The organism is Rhizobium sp. PAMB 3182 (genome assembly GCF_052908355.1).
In genome coordinates, this window is the sequence record NZ_CM128607.1 from 3085001 (window position 1) to 3107044 (window position 22044).

The following is a 22044-nucleotide window of genomic DNA, read 5'->3' on the forward strand; positions in this document are numbered from 1 at the left end:
TGACGGAGCGAGGGTCCGGTTGAGGTAGGAAGTTCTGTTACTCAAGGATTGTCGTTGTTTGTGACTTCGGTTGCATCTGATGACAATCTTATTGGCGTTGCCTGACCGCGCGTCACCGGACATTATCTCGAGAAGCTGGTCTAAATTATAAGGCACGAAGCGGTGACGCTGCTTCGTGTTTTTGATCGCGTCGATGATTATTACGGATGTAAAAGGTATCCGTAGGCGCGGTTTGGAACCCCTTCGAGCGCAAGCGAGAAGGTTAGGAATTCCAAACCCACCAAAACAAAGATGATCATTGGCAATGAGAACGATCAAGTGTCTTAAGGGCATTTGGTGGATGCCTTGGCATGCACAGGCGATGAAGGACGTGATACGCTGCGATAAGCCGTGGGGAGCTGCGAATAAGCTTTGATCCATGGATCTCCGAATGGGGGAACCCACCTTAAATACTTGGGAATGTTGCTGTGTCTTTGGCGCGGCAATGTTCCAAGTATTGAAATAAGGTATCTTCATCTGAATAAAATAGGGTGAAAGAAGCGAACGCAGGGAACTGAAACATCTAAGTACCTGTAGGAAAGGACATCAACCGAGACTCCGCAAGTAGTGGCGAGCGAACGCGGACCAGGCCAGTGGCAATGAAGAATAAAGCGGAACATTCTGGAAAGTTTGGCCGTAGCGGGTGATAGCCCCGTACGCGTAGAATGCTTCATTGTCCTAGAGTAGGGCGGGACACGTGAAATCCTGTTCGAACATGGGGAGACCACTCTCCAAGCCTAAGTACTCGTGCATGACCGATAGCGAACAAGTACCGTGAGGGAAAGGTGAAAAGCACCCCGACAAGGGGAGTGAAATAGAACCTGAAACCGGATGCCTACAAACAGTTGGAGGGGGCAACCCTGACAGCGTACCTTTTGTATAATGGGTCAACGACTTAGTGTAACATGCAAGCTTAAGCCGGTAGGTGTAGGCGTAGCGAAAGCGAGTCTGAATAGGGCGACCATAGTATGTTGCATTAGACCCGAAACCGAGTGATCTAGCCATGAGCAGGTTGAAGGTTGGGTAACACCAACTGGAGGACCGAACCCGCATCTGTTGCAATAGATTGGGATGACTTGTGGCTAGGGGTGAAAGGCCAATCAAACTCGGAGATAGCTGGTTCTCCGCGAAATCTATTTAGGTAGAGCGTCGAGCGAATACCCCCGGGGGTAGAGCACTGGATGGGCTATGGGGACTCACCGTCTTACTGATCCTAACCAAACTGCGAATACCGGGGAGTACTACTCGGCAGACACACGGCGGGTGCTAACGTCCGTCGTGAAGAGGGCAACAACCCTGACCTCCAGCTAAGGTCCCCAAGTCATGGCTAAGTGGGAAAGGATGTGAGGATCCCAAAACAACCAGGATGTTGGCTTAGAAGCAGCCATCATTTAAAGAAAGCGTAACAGCTCACTGGTCTAAATAAGGGTCTTTGCGCCGAAAATGTAACGGGGCTAAAGCCATGCACCGAAGCTGAGGATGTGCAGTTTACTGCACGTGGTAGCGGAGCGTTCCGTAAGTCTGTGAAGGGATACCTGTGAGGGGTCCTGGAGATATCGGAAGTGCGAATGTTGACATGAGTAACGATAAAGGGGGTGAGAGACCCCCTCGCCGAAAGACCAAGGGTTCCTGCTTAAAGTTAATCTGAGCAGGGTTAGCCGGCCCCTAAGACGAGGCGGAAACGCGTAGTCGATGGGAACCACGTTAATATTCGTGGGCCTGGTGGTAGTGACGGATTGCGACTGTTGTACTGACTTATTGGATTGTCAGTGCTGCTTAGCGGTTCCAGGAAATAGCTCCACCGTATAGACCGTACCCGAAACCGACACAGGTGGTCAGGTAGAGTATACCAAGGCGCTTGAGAGAACTGCGTTGAAGGAACTCGGCAAATTGCACGCGTAACTTCGGAAGAAGCGTGACCCTTATTTACGCAAGTAGATGAGGGTGGCACAGACCAGGGGGTAGCGACTGTTTATCAAAAACACAGGGCTCTGCGAAGTCGCAAGACGACGTATAGGGTCTGACGCCTGCCCGGTGCTGGAAGGTTAAGAGGAGGGGTGCAAGCTCTGAATCGAAGCCCCAGTAAACGGCGGCCGTAACTATAACGGTCCTAAGGTAGCGAAATTCCTTGTCGGGTAAGTTCCGACCTGCACGAATGGCGTAACGACTTCCCCGCTGTCTCCAACGCAGACTCAGTGAAATTGAATTCCCCGTGAAGATGCGGGGTTCCTGCGGTCAGACGGAAAGACCCCGTGCACCTTTACTATAGCTTTACACTGGCATTCGCCAAGGCATGTGTAGGATAGGTGGTAGGCTTTGAAGCAGGGACGCCAGTTCTTGTGGAGCCATCCTTGAAATACCACCCTTATCTTCGTGGATGTCTAACCGCGGTCCGTCATCCGGATCCGGGACAGTGTATGGTGGGTAGTTTGACTGGGGCGGTCGCCTCCTAAAGAGTAACGGAGGCGCGCGATGGTGGGCTCAGACCGGTCGGAAATCGGTCGTCGAGTGCAATGGCATAAGCCCGCCTGACTGCGAGACTGACAAGTCGAGCAGAGACGAAAGTCGGTCATAGTGATCCGGTGGTCCCGCGTGGAAGGGCCATCGCTCAACGGATAAAAGGTACGCCGGGGATAACAGGCTGATGACCCCCAAGAGTCCATATCGACGGGGTTGTTTGGCACCTCGATGTCGGCTCATCGCATCCTGGGGCTGGAGCAGGTCCCAAGGGTTTGGCTGTTCGCCAATTAAAGCGGTACGTGAGCTGGGTTCAGAACGTCGTGAGACAGTTCGGTCCCTATCTGCCGTGGGTGTAGGAATATTGACAGGATCTGTCCCTAGTACGAGAGGACCGGGATGGACATATCTCTGGTGGACCTGTTGTCGCGCCAGCGGCATAGCAGGGTAGCTATATATGGAAGGGATAACCGCTGAAGGCATCTAAGCGGGAAACCCACCTGAAAACGAGTGTTCCCTATCAGAGCCGTGGAAGACGACCACGTTGATAGGCCGGGTGTGGACGTGCAGCAATGCATGAAGCTTACCGGTACTAATAGCTCGATCGGCTTGATCGTTCTCATTGATCAATGATCATCGAAAAAAAGATGATCATCTTGTCCTGACGCTGTCGCGGCTTTCGCCGCTACGCTCCGGACGGGCCGCGCCAAAAGGCGCGACGGCCGTTCGGCCTTGCGAAGCTTCGCTTCGTCAAGTGCCAGACGGACAGGCCCAAACGCGATCAAAAATCCAGCTTCTCATGTTTTGCCCTTTGCCGACCTGGTGGTTATGGCGGGGCGGCCGCACCCGTTCCCATTCCGAACACGGCCGTGAAACGCCCCAGCGCCAATGGTACTTCGTCTCAAGACGCGGGAGAGTAGGTCGCTGCCAGGTCTGCAAAAGGCAAAACAAATCTTCTCATTCACAAACCCAAGGGCCTCATGCCCAAGACGAGGCCGCATCCAAAGCGGCCTTTTGCTTTTGAGGCAGACACTCATCAGGCTAAGCCTGAAATCGCTCCCGGGACAAAACCCGGAAACATATAACGCGGGGTGGAGCAGCCCGGTAGCTCGTCAGGCTCATAACCTGAAGGCCGCAGGTTCAAATCCTGCCCCCGCAACCAATAAAAACACCCGCCCCAAAGGCGGGTTTTTTATTGTCAACGCGTCCAGAATTGAACCCCTCATCACAGCCCTCGCAAGAAGGCAAAGCCATCGTAGGGCCTATGGCGGTTCTGGACCCGGTTCGCCCAATGCAGGTAAAAGCCATCACACGGTCCGGACACGAAGCCCGCCTTTTTGCTCAGGGCTCACTGCATTGATGCTCTGGACTCTGCGAACCCCAGAGGAAACTCGAGTCTCAGGTTACCCCCGCGCCAGGTTCACAGGCCCATGGCCTTCAGTTCCTGCAGGGGCGGGATCGTATCGAACATGTGCTGGTCCAGCCGGTTCCAGATGATCCCGCAGGTGGGCTTGTGCGGATTGTCGACCTCGATCGTTCGTGTCGGCGTGAAGATCACGTCAACGACCGTGTCGTACTCATCGGGCGTTAGCTTTTCCGTGAGGACCTGGCAGTCGTGCACCACGGCGGCGCAAGGAGTTTCGACGGAAATCCGACCGATCTGATAGAGCATGCCCCATTCGGAATCGAAGAAACCGTGGCCCTTTCCGAAGCGCACGCCCTCATGGTTGATCGCACCTGTGCCTGTCACCATGTAATCAACCTTCGGCAGGGTGGTCTGTATTCCGGCCAGCGTCAGGTGTTGCCCGACCCGCTCCATGCCGTCGAGCGTCGAAGCGTAGAGATAGAGATCCGGCGCGATCTGCGCCGGATCGAGCAGCCAGAAGCCGCGTTTGATGGAATAGGTGGTCATCAGCACGACCTTGCCGTCCTTCAGCGCCTGCAGGCGCAGCCGGTCGAGGCAATTGTCGGGCGTAATGAAAATGAGCCTTGCGTTGCGGTAATATGCGTTGTCGGTCAGTCGCTGCACCGCCTCCTCGCCGCCCTCGAAGTCGGCGATGAACTCGCCGAAATCGAAATGAAATCGGCTGTCGGCGACAGCGACCTTGCGCAATTCGCTCCAGACGCGCTCGCGCACTGAGGATTTATGATCGGCGATTTCAGCGGCTGTAGACATGTTTGCTCCTCTGATGGATTTTAGTTCGCCGGCTGCATGCCGCGCCTTTGCAGCACGCGCCGTTCAATGATGATGACGATCTGATAGAAAAGGACGGAGATGAGGACCGAGACGACTGCGACGGTCCAGATCATTCCGTAGTCGAGATAGCCGCGGGACTGGTTCAGCAGATTGCCGAGCCCGGTTCCCGTCGCCAGCCACTCCGCAATCATGACGCCCAAAAGCGCGCGCGGCACGGCGAGCCGCATGGCGGCAAAGAGGTAGGGCAGCGATGCCGGGACGGACACGAGGCGCAATTGCGTGAGCGGGTTCGCGCCATAGGCCCTCACCACGTCGAGCGCGCCGCGCGACACCATGGCCAGCCCCTGCGCCAACGTCACAAAGGCCGGAAAGAACGTCACCGAAACCGTGATCCACAGGATGACGGAAGGCCCGCGCCCAAGCAGGAGAACGAGGAGTGGCGTCAGCGCAACGAGCGGCATGGTCTGCGTGACCAGCGCCACCGGCATGAAGGAACGCACGATACCGGGCCGCACGACGGAGGCGAGCGCCAGCGCGAATGCAAAGGCAAGGCCTGCGGCCATGCCGAGAAGCGTCAGTGGCAGCGTCTGTGTCAGCGCGGACAGGAGCCGGAGTTGCGCAGTCTCGGCAGATGGAGCGAAGAAGAGGTAGTCGATCACGCCGAGCGGCGTCTTGGCGATCATCGACGGAGTGCCGAGAAGCTTCAGGAGGCCCCACCATACGACCAGAGGAAGCATTGCCGAAGCGAAGGCGAACGCCGCCCCCGAAAGCCAGCCGATGGCGAGCGGCGTGCCCGGCGGTGTCGCGGCAACGGTGACGGCGCGCGTCGCATGGGTGATCCGCACTTCGATCAGGGCGAAGATCGCATATGCGACCAGCGCCATGCCGGTGGCAGCAAGGCCGATGCCCCAAAGCCGTGCAGGTTCAGCCCGTCCAAGCGAGCCGATGAGATAGACGCCGAGCCCGTAGCGTCCGCCGCCGCCGAACTCGGCCAGAACCGAGCCGAGAACTGCAGCAGGTGCGGCCACCCGCAGTCCCGCCAGGATTGCCGGCAAGGCGGACCGGATTTCCACAAGACGAAGCAGCGCCAAACGCCCGCCGCCATAGGCGCGCACGACATCCAGCATGCGTCGATCCGTCTGGGTGATTCCCGTCACCGTGGCGCTCATGGTGACAAAATAACAGCCGAGCGCGGCCAGCACGACGCGCGGCGTCATGCCGGAAAACGTGAGTACCAGGATCGGCGAAATGGCAATCGGCGGAAGCGCGAAGATCGCAACATTCAGTCCACGTCCGAGCCGAGCCGCAACAGGTGAGGCGGCGAAGAGAATGCCGGCGGCAACCGCCACGAAGTTGCCAACCAGGAATCCGAGTGCTGCGCCTTCGAAAGTCGCCAGGAGATGCAACGGATAGTCGCCGCGATCCTGCCAGAATCGGATGAGCACGGCGCTCGGGGCTGGCAGCGCGCCACCCGCAACCAGCTTGAACCGGCCCAGGATCTCCCAGACGGACAGCAGGACGAGGAGGTTGAGAAGGCCGGCCAGACGCTTCCCCCTCCGGCCAGCGGCGTCAATGGCCATCCAACGCCTCCGTGATCTCATCCTCAAGGGCGTGAAACGCCTCCGTCGTGAAGATATCCGGCAGGCGCGGGCGTGGCAGATGGATATCGACAATTCTGCCGATCCGGCCCGGCCGGCTCTGCATGACGACAACGCGGTCGGCAAGAAACACCGCCTCATCGATGCCGTGCGTTACGAGAAGTGTGGTGGCCCGGCTTTCCATCCAGATTCGCTGCAGTTCGACATTCATCTGCCGGCGCAGGATCTGGTCGAGCGCGCCGAAAGGCTCATCCAGAAACAGAACCTGCGGTTCGGTGACGAGCGCGCGGGCAATTGCCACACGCTGGCGCATCCCGCCGGAAAGCTCGCCCGGCAGCGCCCTTTCAAACCCCTTGAGGCCCACAAGGTCGATCAATCCCGCAATCTTGCCGACATAATCGTACCGCTTGCGGCCAAGCACATCGAGCGGCAAGGCAATATTGTCCTCAACGCTGCGCCAGGGCATGAGCGCGGCATCCTGAAAGGCGACACCGGTCAGTCCGGCCTTGGCCGCGGCCTGTGGCGACTGTCCCGAAATCGAGATCGTACCGCTTGACGGAACATCAAGGCCGAGCGCCAGGCGCAGCATGGTGGATTTGCCGCAGCCCGACGGTCCGATCAGCGCCGTGAACGAGCCGGCCGGGCAGTCCAGCGAAACACGGTCGAGCGCCTGTACGACGGTCTCGCGCGCGGCAAAGGCGCGCGAGACTTCCTTCAGTGTGATGCCGACGCCCGTCGTCATCATACTTCTTCGAGAACGGTGGTGTCGAAATGCGTACGCTTGGCCTTTATGCCAACGGCGGCCAGCGCTTCGATGTTGGCGGCGATCGACTCTTCGCTCATCGAGAATATGCCCTTGGAGCTCTCGATCAGCGGCTTCTGCGCTGTGTTGAAGTAGACCTCGTTTTCAACGGAACGGCCGGTGCCCTTATACCAGGTGTCGGCGAACTGCTTCGGATAGACGGTTGGATCCTTCAGGTTCTCGTCCCAGCCCTTGCGGCTGGCTTTGAGAAAGGCGACGATCTCCTTGCGCTTGGTCTTCAGGGTCTCTTCGGTGACAACGACTGTGTCGTTGAAGATTGTGAAGCCGAAATCGTAGAGGAGGAAGGAGGTAGCCTCCTCACCCGCCTGTTTGATGGTGAAGGGGACGTTGGTCGTGAAGTCCAGCGACGCATCGATCTCGCCCTTGATGAGCGGGGTTGGATCGTAAGCGTAAGGGACGATATTGACCTTGGAGCGGTCGATGCCGGATATCTTCAGCATGGCCTCGACGGACACGACATTGACAGGCGGGACGGCCAGCGTCTTCCCGATCAGGTCCTTCGGCTCCCGGATCGGGTTCTTGGCGAGCGAAACGATGCCGATCGGGTTCTTCTGATATTGCGCGCCGATAATCTTGAAGGGTGCTGCCTGCTCCACGATCGCCTTGATCGTCGTATCCGGCGTGGTGAGCGTCAGATCGGCCTTGCCGGCGATGATCGCACTTTCGGGAATGACATCCGGACCACCGGACATGTAGTTCAGATCAAGTCCGGCCTCCTTGTAGTAGCCCTTGTCGGCGGCAACGAAATAGCCGGAGAATTCCGCATCGTTGATCCACGACGCCTGAAAGTTGAAGGGCGTCGCGGCGGCAGCCCGGCGCGCAACCAGCGGCGTTGCGGCGGCCGCGCCCATCAGTCCCATGAAATGCCTGCGGTTGAGTGTCATACGCATTGTCAAACTGCTCCTGCTCTGAAGTGAAGTTATTGTTATTAAAGTCAAATGACGCCGCGCATATGCGCGAGTTCCTTCAGCGGCGGCGTGGCCAGGATTTCCTCGCGCGTCAGCCGTTCCAATTTAATGCCGCGCGGCCTGCGGCCACTGCGCTCGATGGTCGAAAGTCTTGACGGCGTGGCGATGTAATCGGCCTGGATATCGGTATCGCTGACATTCATCTGCTCGTCGATCACCTGCACGTCGTGCACGACAGTGCCAACCGGCGTCGCCTCATCCACAAGGCCGAGATCGGTGAACATGCCCCATTCGAGATCGAAATAGGTGTGCCCCTTGCCGAAACGGATGCCGTCCCTCGTGACGGCAGATGCGCCGGTCGCCAGAAAATCGAAGCGGCCGATATGCGTCAATTCCGCCAGATTGACCGGCCGCGCGAAATGCTCCATGCCGTCGAGCCAGGCGGCGAAAATCGCTTGCTCCGGCTTCACCTTGCCGGGTTCCATATAGAGGAAGCCGCGCTGCATGTTGTAGGTCGACATCACGAAGGCCTTGCCTTCGGCAATCAGTCGCCGCCGCACTTCAGTCATCGAATTGTCCGGCGTGACAAAAGCGAGCCTGCTTCGTTTCCACACGTCCAGCCCAGCCAGCCTGTCAACCGCCTGCTCAACGCCATCGAAGTCGGGAATGAACTCGCTGAAACTCAGATGAAACCGCGTGTCGGGACGGGCAACCGCCTTCAAGCTTTCCCAGACTTTCTGCCGAAAAACGCGCGGTTGCGCCATGGTGGCCTCCGTTTCATTGTTTCATAACTGTGAAACATCAGTTTCATTATTGCAAGAGGGGTGATAATCTTTTTATTCAGAGCGACGGAAACCCGGAGAGAACCTTGGCCTCACGTCTCGTCTTGCGCATTCAGGAACGCTACGCCCAGCTGACCGCGGGCGAGCAGAAGCTTGCGCAGCTTATCCTCGATCGGCAGGATGATATCCTCACCCATTCGGCGACCGAGATCGCCGAAATGGCCGGCGTGTCGAAGGCGACCGCAGCGCGCTTCTTTCAGCATCTAGGCTATGCAGACTTCAATGAGGTGAAACTGCAGGCGCGTGAGGAGCGTAACCGCACGGAGCCCTATGGCTATTCCGTCACCAATTCGGAGCAGGTAGCACTTGGCCGCACGATTGGCGCGCATCTGGAACTCGAGCTGAAAAACCTCACGAAGACCTTCGAGGAAATGCGCTCGGACAAGGTGCGCGAGGCAGCCGAACTGATCAGCGCAGCACCAAAGGTCTGGATTTTGGGCCTTGGAACGGAGGAAGGCGTGGCGCGTTATGCGCGGCTTCTCTTCTCCAGGCTCCGGCATGATGTGATGATCCTCGGCATAAATCAGGGGTCATGGGCGGAAGACCTTGCGATGACGGGTCCGAAGGACGTGCTGATCCTCATCACGCTGCCGCCGCAACAACCGATCCTGAAACCCATCCTCAGCCACGCAGCGACAAGCCGCCTCAATGTCATCACCATCACCGACCGGACGTCCATGCTGGAAGCGCAGCGTTATTCAAGCGTCGTCCTGCCTTGCCACGTGGCGAGCTTCGCGCTCGGTCCTTCGCACACGACGATTTTGAGTACAGTGCGGTTGCTGGCGTTGACATTCGCAGCACATGCCGGCCGCTCAGCGCAGCGGCGCGCCGAAATCATCGTCGCCATTCACGAAGAAATCGGGGATCATGGATAGCGCTCATCCACTTGGGTTTCCTTAGAGCGTCGTGCCAAGTCGGCATTGACGCATCCATGTCGTGGCGTCGGGGGCAAGTTGGGTAGCACCTCACAGTCTTTCTTGCGGGCGTAGACGGTCCATCCTTCAGGGCAGCGAAAATCTTGCAGCATCTCGGGCGACTAGCCGTGCCGGGTCGTGGCTGATCTCGACCAGGGAAAAGCCGTCCAGGGCGCGTTGCGCCCGGATCAGATCGCAGGCGCGATGCCAGGTCGACATGTCAAGCCCGCCGAAGGCCTCGTCGAGTAGCAGGATGTCGGGGCGGACCAGTAGGGCGCGGATTAGCGCCACACGTTGCGCCTGTCCTTTCGAGAGCGCGCTGCAAGGGACGTTCTGCAATCCTTCCATCTCGAGTGCTTCAAGCTTCGCCGCAGCATCCGTGGGCGATTGCGGGGCGACAAACATGAGATTGTCCATGACCGACAGCCGTGGCAGCAGGCGCGGCTCGGCAAAGGCCATGCCGATCCTGCGGGGCAGGGCGGTGACGTGACCCGATGTCGGGCGCTCCAGCCCAGCGATCACGCGCATCAGGCTGGTCTTGCCCGCACCGCTCGGGCCGGTCAGGTGCAGGTTTTCGCCCCTGCGGATTGTCAGCGACAGGTCTTGAAAGACCGGGGCAGGACGGCCGGGATAATGCAGGCTGGCGGCTTCGGCGGAGAAAAGGGTCATGACCGGTTTCTCGTAGGGGTCAGCGCCGCGAGGGCTGCCTCGGAAAGACCGATCAGGGCAAGGATCACAATCACCAGCGCGAACAGCCGGTCGGTTTGCAGCCAGCTGTGCGCGCGTTGGACCGCGGCGCCGAGGCCCTCCGTGCCTGACAGAAGCTCCGTGAGCAATGTGACGCGGATCGAATTGGCCACCGCGACGCGCAGGGCCGGAGCAAGAGCGGTCCATAGCGCCGGCAGTGCGATCCGGTGCAGGCGACGGATCAGAGGTACGCGAAACAGATGCGCCATCTCGCGCAGTTGCGGGTCCATCGCGTTCATGCCCTCGGCAATGGCGATTTGGAAGACCGGCAGGAGCAGCGCCGCAACAGTCAGGACGGTGGTCGTGGTGCCACCGTCGAACCAAAGTATGCAAAGGATGGCAAGAATCGGCGCGGGCAGGCCCATCAATACCAACCGCAGGGGTCCGAGCAGTGCCGAGACAACCGGCCAACGCCAGCCCGCCAGGCCGAGCGACGCACCGACGGTGAAGGCCAATACCAGCCCCGCGACGGCTCGGCCAATGCTGGGAACGAGGGTGCCGGTCCAGAAGGCTGGGTCAGTGATGATCTGAACAAAGGCCGTTGCGACCGTCAGTGGGCCTGGCAGGATTGCGGGCAGGCTGTTGCTCGCGGCAAGCGACCAGAGCAATAACAAGGTCGCAAGGCCGGTCAAGAAAGCCAGACGCTGTGTCATTTGCCGTAAAAGTCCTGCCCCGGCAGTCTTCCTCCGATGGCGGCGGGCTCCAGTTCCATGATCGCGGTATAGAAGTCGGCCAGCACATCCGCCTTTTCTGGCATCGGCAGGTCCGCCGGTTGGATGCGGGCAAAGCCCTCACTGGCCCCACCCATCTCCGGGAAATGCTTTGCCAGCAGTCTGGCGGCGCTGGACGGATTGGCGGAAAGGTCGGAAAAAGCCTCGTGATAGGCAGAAAGCACGTTCGGCCTGTCTCGGAAGGCAGGGTTGACCACGATCACTCCGGCCGGCGGGCAATCGGCCAGTGCCGTCGCGTCCCGCCACAGCGCGCATAGGTCGGCGCGTCGGCTCAGGGTCTCGTCCCGAGCCAGTGCCAGTGTTGCTAAGGGCTCTGGCAGCATGGCGTTCTCGACCTTGCCGGCCAGCAGGAGCTGCATGCCGGCCACCAGACTGCCGGTGTAATACGGTTGCCAGCTGGCCGGACCGGGTTCGGCAATGCGGCGCATCATCAGGTCGGGAAGATAGCCCTTGAAGGGCAGCGCGAGGCTCACACCGGCCAGATCGCGCAGATCCATGACCTTGCCGCCCAGTCCGATGATCGAGATGCTGCCCTCTGTGATCGTGGCCGAGGCCACGCGCAGATCCAGGCCGTTCGCGTCGAAGATCGCCGCCGTTGGTGAAGGGGCGACCGCCATCAAAGGCGTTTCCGCCATCACTCGCTTGCGTAGCTCTTCGGGACTGGCCCAGGGGCGGAAGGTAAAGGTAACCCCCTCGACAGGCTGGCTCTCGGTCAGCGCGATCAGCGGCGCGCTTTCCCATGTCGGCGGGCCGGAGAGCAGGATGTCTTCGGCCTGCGCTGGCAGCGGCAGCATGGAGATGAGGATGAGGAGCAGGCGGCGCATGTCAGGCCTCTTTGCGGGCGGCATCCAGACGGAAGCGGCCGAAGGGGATGGAAAGGAGCTGTGAAGTCGGGCGGACGAGGCCGGCCCCGGCCATGGCATCGGCGATTTCGCCATCGGTGAAGGACACATCACCCTGTCGCAGTGCCGGCATCAGACGCCCCAGAACATGCTCGGGCGGTGCCGTGCGATGATCCGTGAGCGCCTCGTGAAAGCTGACCAGTACGCCACCCGGTGCCAGTCGCTCGGCCAGCCTGGAGATCAGTGCGGGCACGCCACTGTCGTGGAAGTAAAGCGTCATCGAACACCAGACGATGTCGAAAGGCCCGTCGGGCAGGGAATGATTGTAGTTTCCGGGCAACACAGTGATCGGCAGGTCAGGGGTCTCCGCCCTGATCCGCTCCGCCACCGGGGCCAGATCGAACAAGGTGATCCGCAGGTCCGGACGCTGCTTGAGCAGGCCCACGGCGAGCGCAGATGACCCCGGCCCGATCTCAAGCAGGGTCCGGGCACTCGGCCATTCGGGAAGGCCGGTCAGGCAGGGGCCCATCGCATCTGCGGCGATCGCCCGGTGAAATTCTGCCAGGGAGCGGTAATGGGCATCCCAATGCGCATCGTCGAACAGCTTCGTTTCGGAGGCGAAGGTCGCCCCCGCCATCAGGGCGCTGAATTGATCGATGCCGGCATGCCGCGTCTTCGCCATCATGCGCAGTGTCTCGACCATGCTGCGCGGGCTGTCCGTTGCCACGAAAGGCAGAATCCCCGGCGCAGTGCGATAACCCGCGTCGCTGACCTCCATGAACCCGGCCGCGACCATGGCGCGCAAAGCAAGGGTAAGTGGCCCTTCGGGCAGATCCATGCGCTTTGCCAGCTGATCCGGCGTCAGGGAGCTTTGGCAAACGTCGAACACTTTGCTTTCCAGCGCCCAGTCCAGAAGCGCGTAGCGGATCGGGCCTTCCAGTGTTTGCAGCAAAAGGCCGATGCCGGCCTGACGTCCGGAGCTCACCATGTCATTTTCCAGTTCATGCCAAATGTGCGCGGGCTGCCATCCTCGACCATCACGCCGCGGATCGTGGAGGCGGCGGTGCTGTAGTATTCCTCGTCGAAAAGATTCTTCGCCCAAAGCGTCAGTTCACCTCTGCCCAGCTTGCGCGAGATTTCGGCATCGACCGTGACAAGGCCATCCTGTTTCACGGTGTTGCCCGGATCGAACCAATAGCTGCCCGATCCGTTCAAGCTGACCTGCGCGCGCCAGACCTCTCCCCGATGTGTGACCGCCAGGCCCCAGGTGGTCTCCGGCGCCATGGGCAGGGCATTGCCGGACCAGTCGACAGGAACCAGTGTTCCAGTGGTCAGATCCATGGAGGTCGTGCGGAAAGAGGTCGCCCGGGCTCGCTGCCAGCCTGCATTGACGGCAATCTCCCAGCCCGCGCCCAAGGGGGCCGTGAGTTCCGCCTCGATGCCATAGCTTTCAGTCTCGCCGGCGTTTGAAATGTATTGCGCGGCACCGGGGATGGTTTCGGTGATCTGCTTGTCCTTCACGGTGGTGTGGAACGCGGCGAGGTTCAGCGTAGCGCCATTGGCGAACTCCTGCTTCACCCCGATCTCGGCGCTCCAGCTGTACTCCGCGGCATAGGTCAGGCTGTCGGCACTGTTGGCGAAGCCGTAATTGTAACCCGCCGGCATATAGCCGCGGGCATAGCTTGCATGGAGCAGGGTCGAGTCAGAGAGGTCATAGGCCAACGTCAGCTTGGGCAGAACCGTGGTCGAACTGTCGCTGCCCTCATAGCGCAGCTTCGCCAAGGGTGACGTGAAGCTCTGCCAGGCATCGGACGAGATGTGGTCGACCCGCAGCCCGGCTCCGACGCGGAGACGGTCAGCAAGCGCGTATTCGGCGAAGCCGTAAGCCGCCGCGCCAATCTGGTCGATCTCGGTATGGCGGTCGGTCGACATGGAGCCGAGATTGAAATCGGCATCCGTATCTTGACTGAAGGCGTTCAGGCCCACCACCCACTTCACAGGTCCCTCACTGGTCGAGGTCAGGCGGACCTCCTGGGATATCGTGCGATCGCTGAGATCCATCTCGGTGACGCCGAGCAGTAGAGGAGAGCCGTCGAAATCCAGTACGAAATCGCGGTCGAACGTGGTGAGGCCGGTAATCGCGGTCAGATCGAACCCTTCAAAGCTGGTGCCAAATTCCAGCGCGGTGACGGATGTGCGGCGTTGCTCCCATGAAGGGTCGGAATAGACGCTTTCATAGCGGTCGGTCGCAAGCGGGCCGGAGACATAGCGGAACTGTTCCTTGTTGAATTTCTGGTCCTCGACCAGCGTCGTCAGTCGCAGATAGCTTCCATCCAGCGAATCCCATTCCACTCCGGCGAAGCCGGTGGTGCGCTGGTTTTTGCCGCCGTCATCGGCCCCCGTGACGGGGTTCGAGATCACGCCTGGATCGCGGGCATGTTCCACCCCGAAGACCAGCGCGGGGCCATCCGCAGCGCGACCCGACCAGAGGACCGAGCCGTTGCCGCCAATCGGAGACGCCCCCGCATCGGAGCCCGCGAAGCCGAGATTGATTTCGCCGCCCTCGCTGCTGCCAGGCTTGATCGTTTCGAAGGTCACAAGCCCGGCTTCCGAGTTGCGCCCGAAGGTCGTGCCCTGCGGCCCCTTCAACAGCGTCACATTCTCCGCGCCAAAGAAGTGCGGCAACTGGATCGTGCCCATCGGCAGCGCCACGCCGTTCACCAGATAGCCGACCGGATCGGCGAGCGCGTTGTCAAAGGACGTCATACCGCGAACCACCAGACGCTCCTGGGAATTGGCGCGCTGGAAGACAGTGTTGGCGGAACGGGTCGCCATGGCGCTTAGATCGGGTGAGACCGGCTGCTTCAGTTCGTCATGGCTGAGCGCCGTTGCCGTCACCGCGACCTTGTGCGCGAGTTCCTGCCTGCCATCGGCGAAAACGGTGATCTCATCGAGATAGACCGTGTCTTCTTCTGCGAGCGCCGTATTCGCCACAAGACCTCCAGCCAGCAGGGTGGATAGGCTCAAGAACGCGCTGCTGCTCAAAAACAATCGGGACAAGTGATATTGGGACATGCACGGCCTCCTTTTCGTGGAGGTTCGTGCCATGGCTGATCGTGCGAATCTTGAAGTTGACGAAATTACTCTTGAATATGACGAAAGCGGTCAGGATTTTCTCGTGCCCACACGTCGCCAATCACTGGCAGTGACGCCATAGCGTTTGCGAAAGGCGTTCGACAGATGGCTTGCATCGGAAAAGCCGCATTCTGCCGCGATCTCAGTGAAGCTGCGGTCCGTGAGGCGGATCAGGCGTTCGGCCGCTTCCAGCCGCAGGTTTCGTAGATGTTCGAAGACCGTCATGCCGGTTTCCGACCGGAAGACCTGATTGAGCGTTACATGGCTCAGGCCCGCTTCGCGCGCGACCTCTGCCATCGTAATCGTCTGGTCCAGGCGCTCGGACAGAAATGCCGTCACACGCGCAACGAACAGGGTATTGTCACCCATTGCATTGCCGAGGTTCGGCGTGGCGGCGAGTTCTTCCAGCGCATGGCCAATCAGGGCCAGGCACTGCCCTTCCTTGCGCAGCACCGCTGCCGGATCGGTGCGCCCGTCGAGCAGGGTTTCGAGCGTGGTCTTGCCGGGCACTGGTAGGCGCAGGCGCCGAAACGGAGCGGCTTGCGGCAGTGAGTGTTCCAGAACGCTGGCAAGCGCCGGCGAAATCCGGGAGATGGCCAGGGCGATGACGAGGTTCGAGCAACCGTCGCCCTGCTCGACGATCCGCCGTAATCTTCTGCCGCCGGAGCGGATGATCCAGCCCTGTCCGCCGGTGATCTCATGCGCTGCTGCCTGCGGATCGATCAGCAGCATCCGGCCCGAAAGGTTGAAAGCGAGAATCAATTGATCCTCCGGGCGGCGGATGTCGTCGTCATGCCGGATGGATGGGGAGAAATGGCTGTGTGCCAGCACGAGTTCCGGATTGATCCGCAGCACCTCGACATGGGTGTCGCGAAGTCCGGGCAGTGTGACCGAGGTCGTGTGCCCCGGCTCATAGGGGGTGAAACGATGCGGTTCGATCAGGTTCATGCCGGTCGGTATCCAAGGACTTGACCATATGCGCCGGGAATATGACCAGGAGGAAATTGCCCATGGCCGCTGCAACTGTGATGGTCAAGCATCTCTTCTCCAATTCCACGTGGCTTGCCGGTTCGGGCTGTGTTTGTGTCGCGAGAGCGAAGGCTGGCAGCCTCTCTCCGTCATAGGATGATTTTACTTGAGTGAAAACATCATGTTATTGGTGTCTCTGCATGGTAGATTTTATAGTGATGAGAGTTATCCAGGTCCTCAAATCCTTGGCGACCTGAGGAGACGGCCGCGGCGGTCCAGAGGTCCGGCGGCGCAGTTCCGCTTGGAAATCACGTGCGATGTGCAGGGGAAATCTTAGCCCATATACCAGGCACATGGGCGAGCAATGGTGGTCGCTACATCTCAGGAGGGCCGGGCTTCCAGTCTCTCTGAGTATTGGTAATGCATGTCTCGGTGCAATCAGGCCCCCCCGCAACCAACTTATCTAAGCCCGGCGGCCAATTCCGGCGGGCTTTTGCCATTCTAAGGACATCGCCCCGACAGCTCGCCGGCATCCCCGCCGAAATGAGCCTTAACCCCGGAAAATTCCAGCTCCCGCTGGCCCAAATCCGGGGTGCACCTCACAGTCCGAGCAGAGCTAATTTATAAGCGATGACATGAAGGGGGCAGGTCAATCCGAATGGGATGCAATCTAAGCAGATGGTCTCGCAGGATTTGCGTTTATAGATTGTTCTTGGATTCCGAGTGGCTTCGTTATGGTATTTTTCCCTTGAGGCCAGCGGCGAGATGGTTACGCAAGGTGGTTGCCGCCTTGCGACCGATCAGCATCGAGCCGTCGAGCCCATCGCAGAACAGACGCATCTTGACCCGATCGACGGTGCGAAAGGACTTCAGTCGGCTTAAATTGATGAGTGTCGAGCGGTCGAGCCTGAGAAACGGTTCATCGAGCAGGCTCGCTTCTATCTGCTTGAGCGACAGGCCAGACAGCATCGATCGGCCATTGGCGGGGACGATCTGCGCGTAGTCACCGTCGGCGAGAACGGCGATGATATCCTGCGCCGGAATTAATTTTCGGTCCCGTCCGGCCGTCACAAGCGTGGTGGCGCTGTCCGCCCTGGACGGGCGAGCCTTGATCAGGGCCGCCTCCAGGTCGACGGCCTTGACGAGGCGATTGACGGCCTCCTGGAACCGCGACTGATTGATCGGTTTCAATAGATAATCGATCGCGTCAACCTCGAAGGCATCAAGCGCATGGCTGGAATAGGCGGAAACGATCACCACCTTCAGATCCTTGACCGCCTCGGCCAGTTCCAGGCCGCTCATCCCGGCCATCTGCACGTCAAGAAACAATGCCTGGGGCTTACGCAGGGCGATGATCTCAAGGGCCTCGACGGCGCTTAGCGCCGTTCCGACCAGCCGCAACCGCTCGTCGCCACGAATACGATCGGCAATGTCGGAGAGCGCGCTCGGCTCGTCATCGACGGCGACAACCTTCAGCATGGCTCACCCTCAATCCGAACGACAACGACCACTTCTTCGTCTTCCTGGCGAAGACTCACCTCGTTCTTTCGCGGGTAATGGATGTCGAGGCGGGCTCTGAGGTTTGCCAATCCGATGCCCGGCCCCTTGTCGCTCTCCGGGACCATGCGCAAGTCGGCGCGGTTGCGGATGGTGATCAGCAGGCTGTCGCCGTCCCGATTGATGCTGATGGCAATCCTCTGCACCTGATTGTCGTCCGGAATGCCATATTTGATCGCATTCTCAACGAGTGGCTGGAGCAGGAATGCCGGGACCATCATTTTGCGTGCCGGCGTGGCGACATCCATCTGACAGACAAGCCGCGCCCCGAACCGCATGGACTGGATGCGCAGATACGAGCGGACCATGGCCAGTTCGGCCGAAAGAGGCACGAAGGCGATGTGAGCCCTGTCCAGGGAATGGCGCAGATAGGCGCTGAGTTCGCCGATCAGTGAGGCGGCGCGCTTCGGGTGCTTGTTGATCTCTATCAGCGCCATGTTCAGCGTGTTGAACATGAAATGGGGATCGATCTGGCTGCGCAGACGCTTCAGCTCGGCTTCCATCAGCCGTTGCTCCGCCTGTGCCGCCCTGCGGGTAGAACTGACCGCCGTCTGCCAGTTCTTCTCCCAGAATGCGGCAAGGCCGAGAAGGATGTAGAGGAGAACGAAATAGGGATAGGCGGCGAATGGATGGTCGTGAAACTTGTTCCTGAAAACTGGTTCGACATGGACGATGGCTATCGAGCACAGGCTCACGCCAAGTCCCATCGCCATCGATACGAGCACCAGAGCTGTGCCATTGGCCAAGGTTATGCGCGACCATCGTGACCGTTCGATAAAGCGGCCGAAAGGCAGGAAGCTCATGAAGAGCAGTGTGTCTATGCCGATCGAGAAGATCGCCCCTTGTGTCTTGTCGGCATAGAGAGGAAGCCTGATCATCAGGCCAAGCAGACAAATGAACAGGTACAAGGCGACACGGGAGTAGGTTCGCTTGGCTGTCGCCAGGTCGTCTGATGCTTCGCTCACGCTGTGCTCCTGCGATGGTCCGCTCTGGGTGAGGACATCGCTAGCATGTCGTCATGCCGCCGCCAATCGCGCGGTGTGCGCGCGATCTCGCCTCGATGGCGAGTTGTCTTCGGCGGAAGGGCCGACCGCATTGTCCCGCGTGTTGTTTCATCCCGGCTTGCCAATTGCCTCACCAGGAGCCTTCGGAGACCAGCGATGGTGCTGTTGCGATGGCTTGTTTGCGTCTGACAACCGACAGTATGAGCCCCAGTAGGACAAGTGCAGCGCCAAGAATGCCAAGCGAGGTGAGCCGGTCACCGAACATCAGGAAGGCATAGAGGCAGGCGAAAGCCGGCTCGCTGGTCTCGATGACCTGAACCGAGCTGGTGCTGCTTCCCTTGTGCACGGCCGCCATCGTCAGCCAATATCCGCCAATCGCCGGGACGAGGATCTGCCCTAGAATTGCCAGGGTCGCGACCGGGCCAGGCAGCGCGGCTCCCTCGATCCACCAAGGTACGAAGAGAATGAGGCTGGAGAAGCCGAACATCCAGACGAGTTGGGCGAGGCCGCTGCCGACCTTCCAGGCCTTGGCGCCGACGATGAAGACGGCATAGGCAAGCCCGCCGAGTAGCGCCAGCAGCACACCGGACAGAGCGTTTGCGGTCAGGTCGGCGGCCGCATAGAGCAGGACGGCTCCGAGAAGTATCAACGCAAAGATCACGACTTGGCGCATGCCGAAACGTTCGCCGAGGAAGAGAGCGGAGATCGGCAACACCAGGCCCCCGGCCGCATAGATCAGCAGCGAGACCAGCGGGATCGAGACCGAACGATAGGCCCAGGTCTCCAGAAAATAGACGCCGGCAATCCCGGTTGCCGAGAGCACGCAGAGAGGAAGCGCCTTGTGGCGGAGCTCGATCAGGCCCCGGCGGTACCTGGCAAACGGAAGACAGATCGACGCGACGATAACGAAGGCGCCGAAACACTTGAAGAAGGCGATCTCGGCATGGCCGGCGCCTGCCTCGAAGGCTATACGGCTGAACGGTCCGATCGTGCCGTTCGCCATGGCTGCCAGGAGCGCCAGAATTTCCGGGCGCAGTCCCCGTGCAACAGACGACCCGGACACGGCGGCCCTCCTTCCCGGCTGCTGGTGCATGGCTCCTCCAGACTTTGAAATGTCTGCTGGAATAAATGCCGTGAGTTGCCGACCTCAATCGATATCCGACCAAGCGGCAAAAGCGTCGATGAACGAGCACTCGAGGGTGTCTACGAAACTCGGGGCTATTCATTGTCCGGCAGTCGGACAAGTTTGAATTTCAACTGGATTTCAATCGGATGGCGTCCGTACTGTGCCTCATGTGAGAAGGAAATAGGTCCCGGCTTCTGCCTGAAATGCACGGCTTGCTACCGCAGTGCTGCAGTAAATGCCGGGTGGGAGGAGTGGACGCATGTCGATTATTTCACTTGGCTATATGGGGATTAATTCCAAGAAGCTCGGTGATTGGGAGGGCTTCGCGACGGATCTGCTTGGCATGCAGAAGGTGGATCAGGGCGGTCCCATGCGGATGTTCAGGATGGATGATCGCAAGCAGCGCCTGATCGTGACCGGCGAAGGCGAGGAGGACCTCGCCTTCATGGGTTGGGAAGTCGCCTCATCCGAAGATCTTGAAGCTCTGGCGGCAAGGCTCGAGAATGCGGGGTTCCCTGTGACCTTGCATGGAGCGTCGCTGGCGGACCAGCGTCACGTTGCCCGGCTGATTTCCTTCCATGATCCGGACGGCAACCGTCTGGAAGCATTCTGCGGACCCGAGATTGCCAGCGATCCCTTCCTGTCGGGACGGCCGATCAGCGGTTTCAAGACAGGGTCTCTCGGAATGGGTCATGCCGTACTGCATGTGGCTAACGTCGAGGGCATACTGCATTTCTACAGGGACATACTCGGGTTCAAGGTGACCGATTACGGACTGACGCCCTACCCACTCTACTTTTTCCACGTGAATGGACGCCATCACAGTTTTGCGATGGTCGGTTCCGGCCGCAAGGGCATCCATCATTTCATGGTCGAACTGCTGTCGCTCGACGATGTGGGCCAAGGCTACGACATAGCCCAGCAGCGTGACGAGGGGATCGCCTACACGCTCGGCCGTCACTCAAACGACCATATGATGAGCTTCTACACCAACACGCCGTCCAAGTTCTTCGTGGAATATGGCTGGGGTGCTCAGGTGGTGGATCCCGAAACCTGGAAGCCGTTCGAAACGCATGAAGGGCCTTCAACCTGGGGGCATGAGCGCGTTTATCTTCCCGAAGACGATGCGGTCAGAATTCGGATGCGCGAGATGCGGCACAAGACCGCCCGTGATGGTTTCCGCGCTCCCGATCCGAAACCGAATTGTGCATGGCTCGATAGCGTCGTGCGTGCCGAATAGGAAGCTTATTTCAGATCAGTAAAAAACGAAGAGGAGACGACATTGCGAGTTGCATCATTCATTTTACCGGACGGCACTGCATCTTATGGGGTGATCGAAGGCGACACGATCAGAGACGCGGGTGCCACGCTGCGTGGAAAACATCCCGATCTGAAGGCGCTGATCGGGGCAAATGATCTTCAGGAGCTGACCTCTGCCGATGGTGAAAGCTTGGCCCTCAGCAGTGTCAAGCTGGTCCCGACTATTCCGAACCCGGACAAGATCATTTGCATCGGGCTCAATTATCTGGGCCACATCAAGGAGACCGGCCGGGACAGGCCTGAGTATCCATCGATTTTTACCCGCTATCCTTCGACACTGGTCGGACATGACCAGCCCATGATCCGGCCAAAGGCTTCGGGCATGTTTGACTACGAGGGCGAGCTTGCGGTTGTCATCGGCAAGGCCGGACGCGCCATTGAGAAGGACAAGGCCTTCGATCACGTGGCCGGATACACCTGCTTCAACGATGGATCCATCCGCGACTATCAACGGCATACGACCCAGTTCTGGGGGGGCAAGAACTTTGACCGGTCGGGCTCCATGGGACCGTGGATCGTCACGGCCGACGAGTTGGGTGACGTCGACAAGCAAACTCTGGTCACGCGGCTCAACGGTGAAGTCATGCAGCAGACCTCAGTTGGCGACCTGGCATTCAAGGTGCCGGATCTGCTCGCCTATCTTTCCACGATCACGGAGTTGTTGCCGGGCGACATTATCGCAACGGGGACACCGAGCGGGGTCGGATTCTTCAGGGACCCAAAGGTGTTCATGAAAGCGGGCGATCAGGTCGAGGTCGAGATTTCCGGTATCGGAACGCTCCGAAACGTCATTGCCGACGAATAACCAGAACAATCGCCAGGAAGCTGGGAGGAC

17 protein-coding genes, 1 tRNA gene and 2 rRNA genes are annotated in these 22044 nt (G+C 59.6%); 6 read left to right on the top strand and 14 right to left on the bottom strand.

Going from position 1 to position 22044, the window contains the following annotated elements:
- Positions 1-312: 312 nt before the first annotated feature.
- From ACU5AZ_RS14950 to ACU5AZ_RS14960, 3 genes are all read left to right on the top strand, one after another.
- A 23S ribosomal RNA gene (locus ACU5AZ_RS14950) occupies positions 313-3113 on the top strand.
- Positions 3114-3314: 201 nt separating this feature from the next.
- Positions 3315-3429: ribosomal RNA gene (gene rrf, locus ACU5AZ_RS14955) — 5S ribosomal RNA — on the top strand.
- Positions 3430-3581: 152 nt separating this feature from the next.
- Positions 3582-3658: transfer RNA gene (locus tag ACU5AZ_RS14960), tRNA-Met, on the top strand.
- Between the two features lie 258 nt (positions 3659-3916).
- Here ACU5AZ_RS14960 and ACU5AZ_RS14965 read toward each other — a convergent pair.
- From ACU5AZ_RS14965 to ACU5AZ_RS14985, 5 genes are read right to left on the bottom strand one after another with little or no spacing between them, the layout of a single operon-like run.
- Positions 3917-4672: a 5-formyltetrahydrofolate cyclo-ligase gene (locus tag ACU5AZ_RS14965; protein WP_446823134.1), complete on the bottom strand. Its 756-nt coding sequence runs from the start codon at positions 4670-4672 to the stop codon at positions 3917-3919.
- A 20-nt stretch (positions 4673-4692) separates the two neighbouring features.
- Positions 4693-6273 (bottom strand): ABC transporter permease, encoded by a 1581-nt coding sequence (locus tag ACU5AZ_RS14970; RefSeq protein ID WP_446823135.1) that lies wholly within the window; start codon positions 6271-6273, stop codon positions 4693-4695.
- A complete protein-coding gene (locus tag ACU5AZ_RS14975; protein WP_446823136.1) occupies positions 6263-7033 on the bottom strand; it encodes an ABC transporter ATP-binding protein in 771 nt (256 codons plus the stop codon). Before ACU5AZ_RS14975 ends, ACU5AZ_RS14970 begins: the two co-directional genes overlap by 11 nt.
- Positions 7033-8004: an ABC transporter substrate-binding protein gene (locus tag ACU5AZ_RS14980; RefSeq protein WP_446823137.1), complete on the bottom strand. Its 972-nt coding sequence runs from the start codon at positions 8002-8004 to the stop codon at positions 7033-7035. Before ACU5AZ_RS14980 ends, ACU5AZ_RS14975 begins: the two co-directional genes overlap by 1 nt.
- Before the next feature lie 44 nt (positions 8005-8048).
- Positions 8049-8786: a 5-formyltetrahydrofolate cyclo-ligase gene (locus ACU5AZ_RS14985; RefSeq protein ID WP_446823138.1), complete on the bottom strand. Its 738-nt coding sequence runs from the start codon at positions 8784-8786 to the stop codon at positions 8049-8051.
- A gap of 104 nt (positions 8787-8890) precedes the next feature.
- Here ACU5AZ_RS14985 and ACU5AZ_RS14990 point away from each other — a divergent pair, with 104 nt between their 5' ends.
- Positions 8891-9739 (top strand): MurR/RpiR family transcriptional regulator, encoded by an 849-nt coding sequence (locus ACU5AZ_RS14990; RefSeq protein ID WP_446823139.1) that lies wholly within the window; start codon positions 8891-8893, stop codon positions 9737-9739.
- A gap of 126 nt (positions 9740-9865) precedes the next feature.
- Here the strand turns inward: ACU5AZ_RS14990 and ACU5AZ_RS14995 are convergent, their stop codons facing one another.
- The 9 genes from ACU5AZ_RS14995 to ACU5AZ_RS15035 all read right to left on the bottom strand — a co-directional run bounded on the left by ACU5AZ_RS14995 (position 9866) and on the right by ACU5AZ_RS15035 (position 19826).
- On the bottom strand, positions 9866-10447 hold the full coding sequence (locus tag ACU5AZ_RS14995) for an ATP-binding cassette domain-containing protein (protein WP_446823140.1): 582 nt from the start codon (positions 10445-10447) through the stop codon (positions 9866-9868).
- A complete protein-coding gene (locus ACU5AZ_RS15000; RefSeq protein ID WP_446823141.1) occupies positions 10444-11178 on the bottom strand; it encodes an ABC transporter permease in 735 nt (244 codons plus the stop codon). Before ACU5AZ_RS15000 ends, ACU5AZ_RS14995 begins: the two co-directional genes overlap by 4 nt.
- Positions 11175-12080 carry an ABC transporter substrate-binding protein gene (locus ACU5AZ_RS15005; RefSeq protein ID WP_446823142.1) on the bottom strand — a complete coding sequence of 302 codons (906 nt, stop codon included), beginning with the start codon at positions 12078-12080 and terminating at the stop codon, positions 11175-11177. The genes ACU5AZ_RS15000 and ACU5AZ_RS15005 overlap by 4 nt, the downstream gene beginning before the upstream one ends.
- A 1-nt stretch (position 12081) precedes the next feature.
- The gene (locus ACU5AZ_RS15010) at positions 12082-13086 is read right to left on the bottom strand and encodes a class I SAM-dependent methyltransferase (protein WP_446823143.1); all 1005 of its coding nucleotides are present in this window, start codon (positions 13084-13086) and stop codon (positions 12082-12084) included.
- Complete coding sequence (locus ACU5AZ_RS15015) at positions 13080-15125, bottom strand: TonB-dependent receptor (RefSeq protein ID WP_446823144.1); 2046 nt, start codon at positions 15123-15125, stop codon at positions 13080-13082. The genes ACU5AZ_RS15010 and ACU5AZ_RS15015 overlap by 7 nt, the downstream gene beginning before the upstream one ends.
- 138 nt (positions 15126-15263) lie before the next feature.
- Positions 15264-16181, bottom strand: a complete 918-nt coding sequence (locus ACU5AZ_RS15020; RefSeq protein ID WP_446823145.1) for a helix-turn-helix domain-containing protein — start codon at positions 16179-16181, stop codon at positions 15264-15266.
- A gap of 753 nt (positions 16182-16934) precedes the next feature.
- A complete protein-coding gene (locus ACU5AZ_RS15025; protein WP_446823146.1) occupies positions 16935-17681 on the bottom strand; it encodes a LytR/AlgR family response regulator transcription factor in 747 nt (248 codons plus the stop codon).
- A complete protein-coding gene (locus ACU5AZ_RS15030; protein ID WP_446823147.1) occupies positions 17675-18724 on the bottom strand; it encodes a sensor histidine kinase in 1050 nt (349 codons plus the stop codon). Before ACU5AZ_RS15030 ends, ACU5AZ_RS15025 begins: the two co-directional genes overlap by 7 nt.
- 169 nt (positions 18725-18893) lie before the next feature.
- Entirely contained in the window at positions 18894-19826 is a 933-nt protein-coding gene (locus ACU5AZ_RS15035; protein ID WP_446823148.1) for a DMT family transporter, read from the bottom strand.
- 322 nt (positions 19827-20148) lie between these two features.
- On the opposite strand from ACU5AZ_RS15035, the gene ACU5AZ_RS15040 reads away from it, so the two are divergent.
- Together ACU5AZ_RS15040 and ACU5AZ_RS15045 are read left to right on the top strand one after the other, a co-directional pair.
- Entirely contained in the window at positions 20149-21129 is a 981-nt protein-coding gene (locus ACU5AZ_RS15040) for a VOC family protein (protein ID WP_446823149.1), read from the top strand.
- 42 nt (positions 21130-21171) lie between these two features.
- Entirely contained in the window at positions 21172-22014 is an 843-nt protein-coding gene (locus ACU5AZ_RS15045) for a fumarylacetoacetate hydrolase family protein (protein ID WP_446823150.1), read from the top strand.
- The last annotated feature ends 30 nt before the right edge of the window (positions 22015-22044 follow it).

Excerpts from the sequence above, each read along its gene's own strand:
- ACU5AZ_RS14965 (WP_446823134.1), bottom strand. The coding sequence starts at position 4,672 with ATGTCTACAGCCGCTGAAATCGCCGATCATAAATCCTCAGTGCGCGAG.
- ACU5AZ_RS14970 (WP_446823135.1), bottom strand. The coding sequence starts at position 6,273 with ATGGCCATTGACGCCGCTGGCCGGAGGGGGAAGCGTCTGGCCGGCCTT.
- ACU5AZ_RS14975 (WP_446823136.1), bottom strand. The coding sequence starts at position 7,033 with ATGACGACGGGCGTCGGCATCACACTGAAGGAAGTCTCGCGCGCCTTT.
- ACU5AZ_RS14980 (WP_446823137.1), bottom strand. The coding sequence starts at position 8,004 with ATGCGTATGACACTCAACCGCAGGCATTTCATGGGACTGATGGGCGCG.
- ACU5AZ_RS14985 (WP_446823138.1), bottom strand. The coding sequence starts at position 8,786 with ATGGCGCAACCGCGCGTTTTTCGGCAGAAAGTCTGGGAAAGCTTGAAG.
- ACU5AZ_RS14995 (WP_446823140.1), bottom strand. The coding sequence starts at position 10,447 with ATGACCCTTTTCTCCGCCGAAGCCGCCAGCCTGCATTATCCCGGCCGT.
- ACU5AZ_RS15000 (WP_446823141.1), bottom strand. The coding sequence starts at position 11,178 with ATGACACAGCGTCTGGCTTTCTTGACCGGCCTTGCGACCTTGTTATTG.
- ACU5AZ_RS15005 (WP_446823142.1), bottom strand. The coding sequence starts at position 12,080 with ATGCGCCGCCTGCTCCTCATCCTCATCTCCATGCTGCCGCTGCCAGCG.
- ACU5AZ_RS15010 (WP_446823143.1), bottom strand. The coding sequence starts at position 13,086 with ATGGTGAGCTCCGGACGTCAGGCCGGCATCGGCCTTTTGCTGCAAACA.
- ACU5AZ_RS15020 (WP_446823145.1), bottom strand. The coding sequence starts at position 16,181 with ATGAACCTGATCGAACCGCATCGTTTCACCCCCTATGAGCCGGGGCAC.
- ACU5AZ_RS15025 (WP_446823146.1), bottom strand. The coding sequence starts at position 17,681 with ATGCTGAAGGTTGTCGCCGTCGATGACGAGCCGAGCGCGCTCTCCGAC.
- ACU5AZ_RS15040 (WP_446823149.1), top strand. The coding sequence starts at position 20,149 with ATGTCGATTATTTCACTTGGCTATATGGGGATTAATTCCAAGAAGCTC.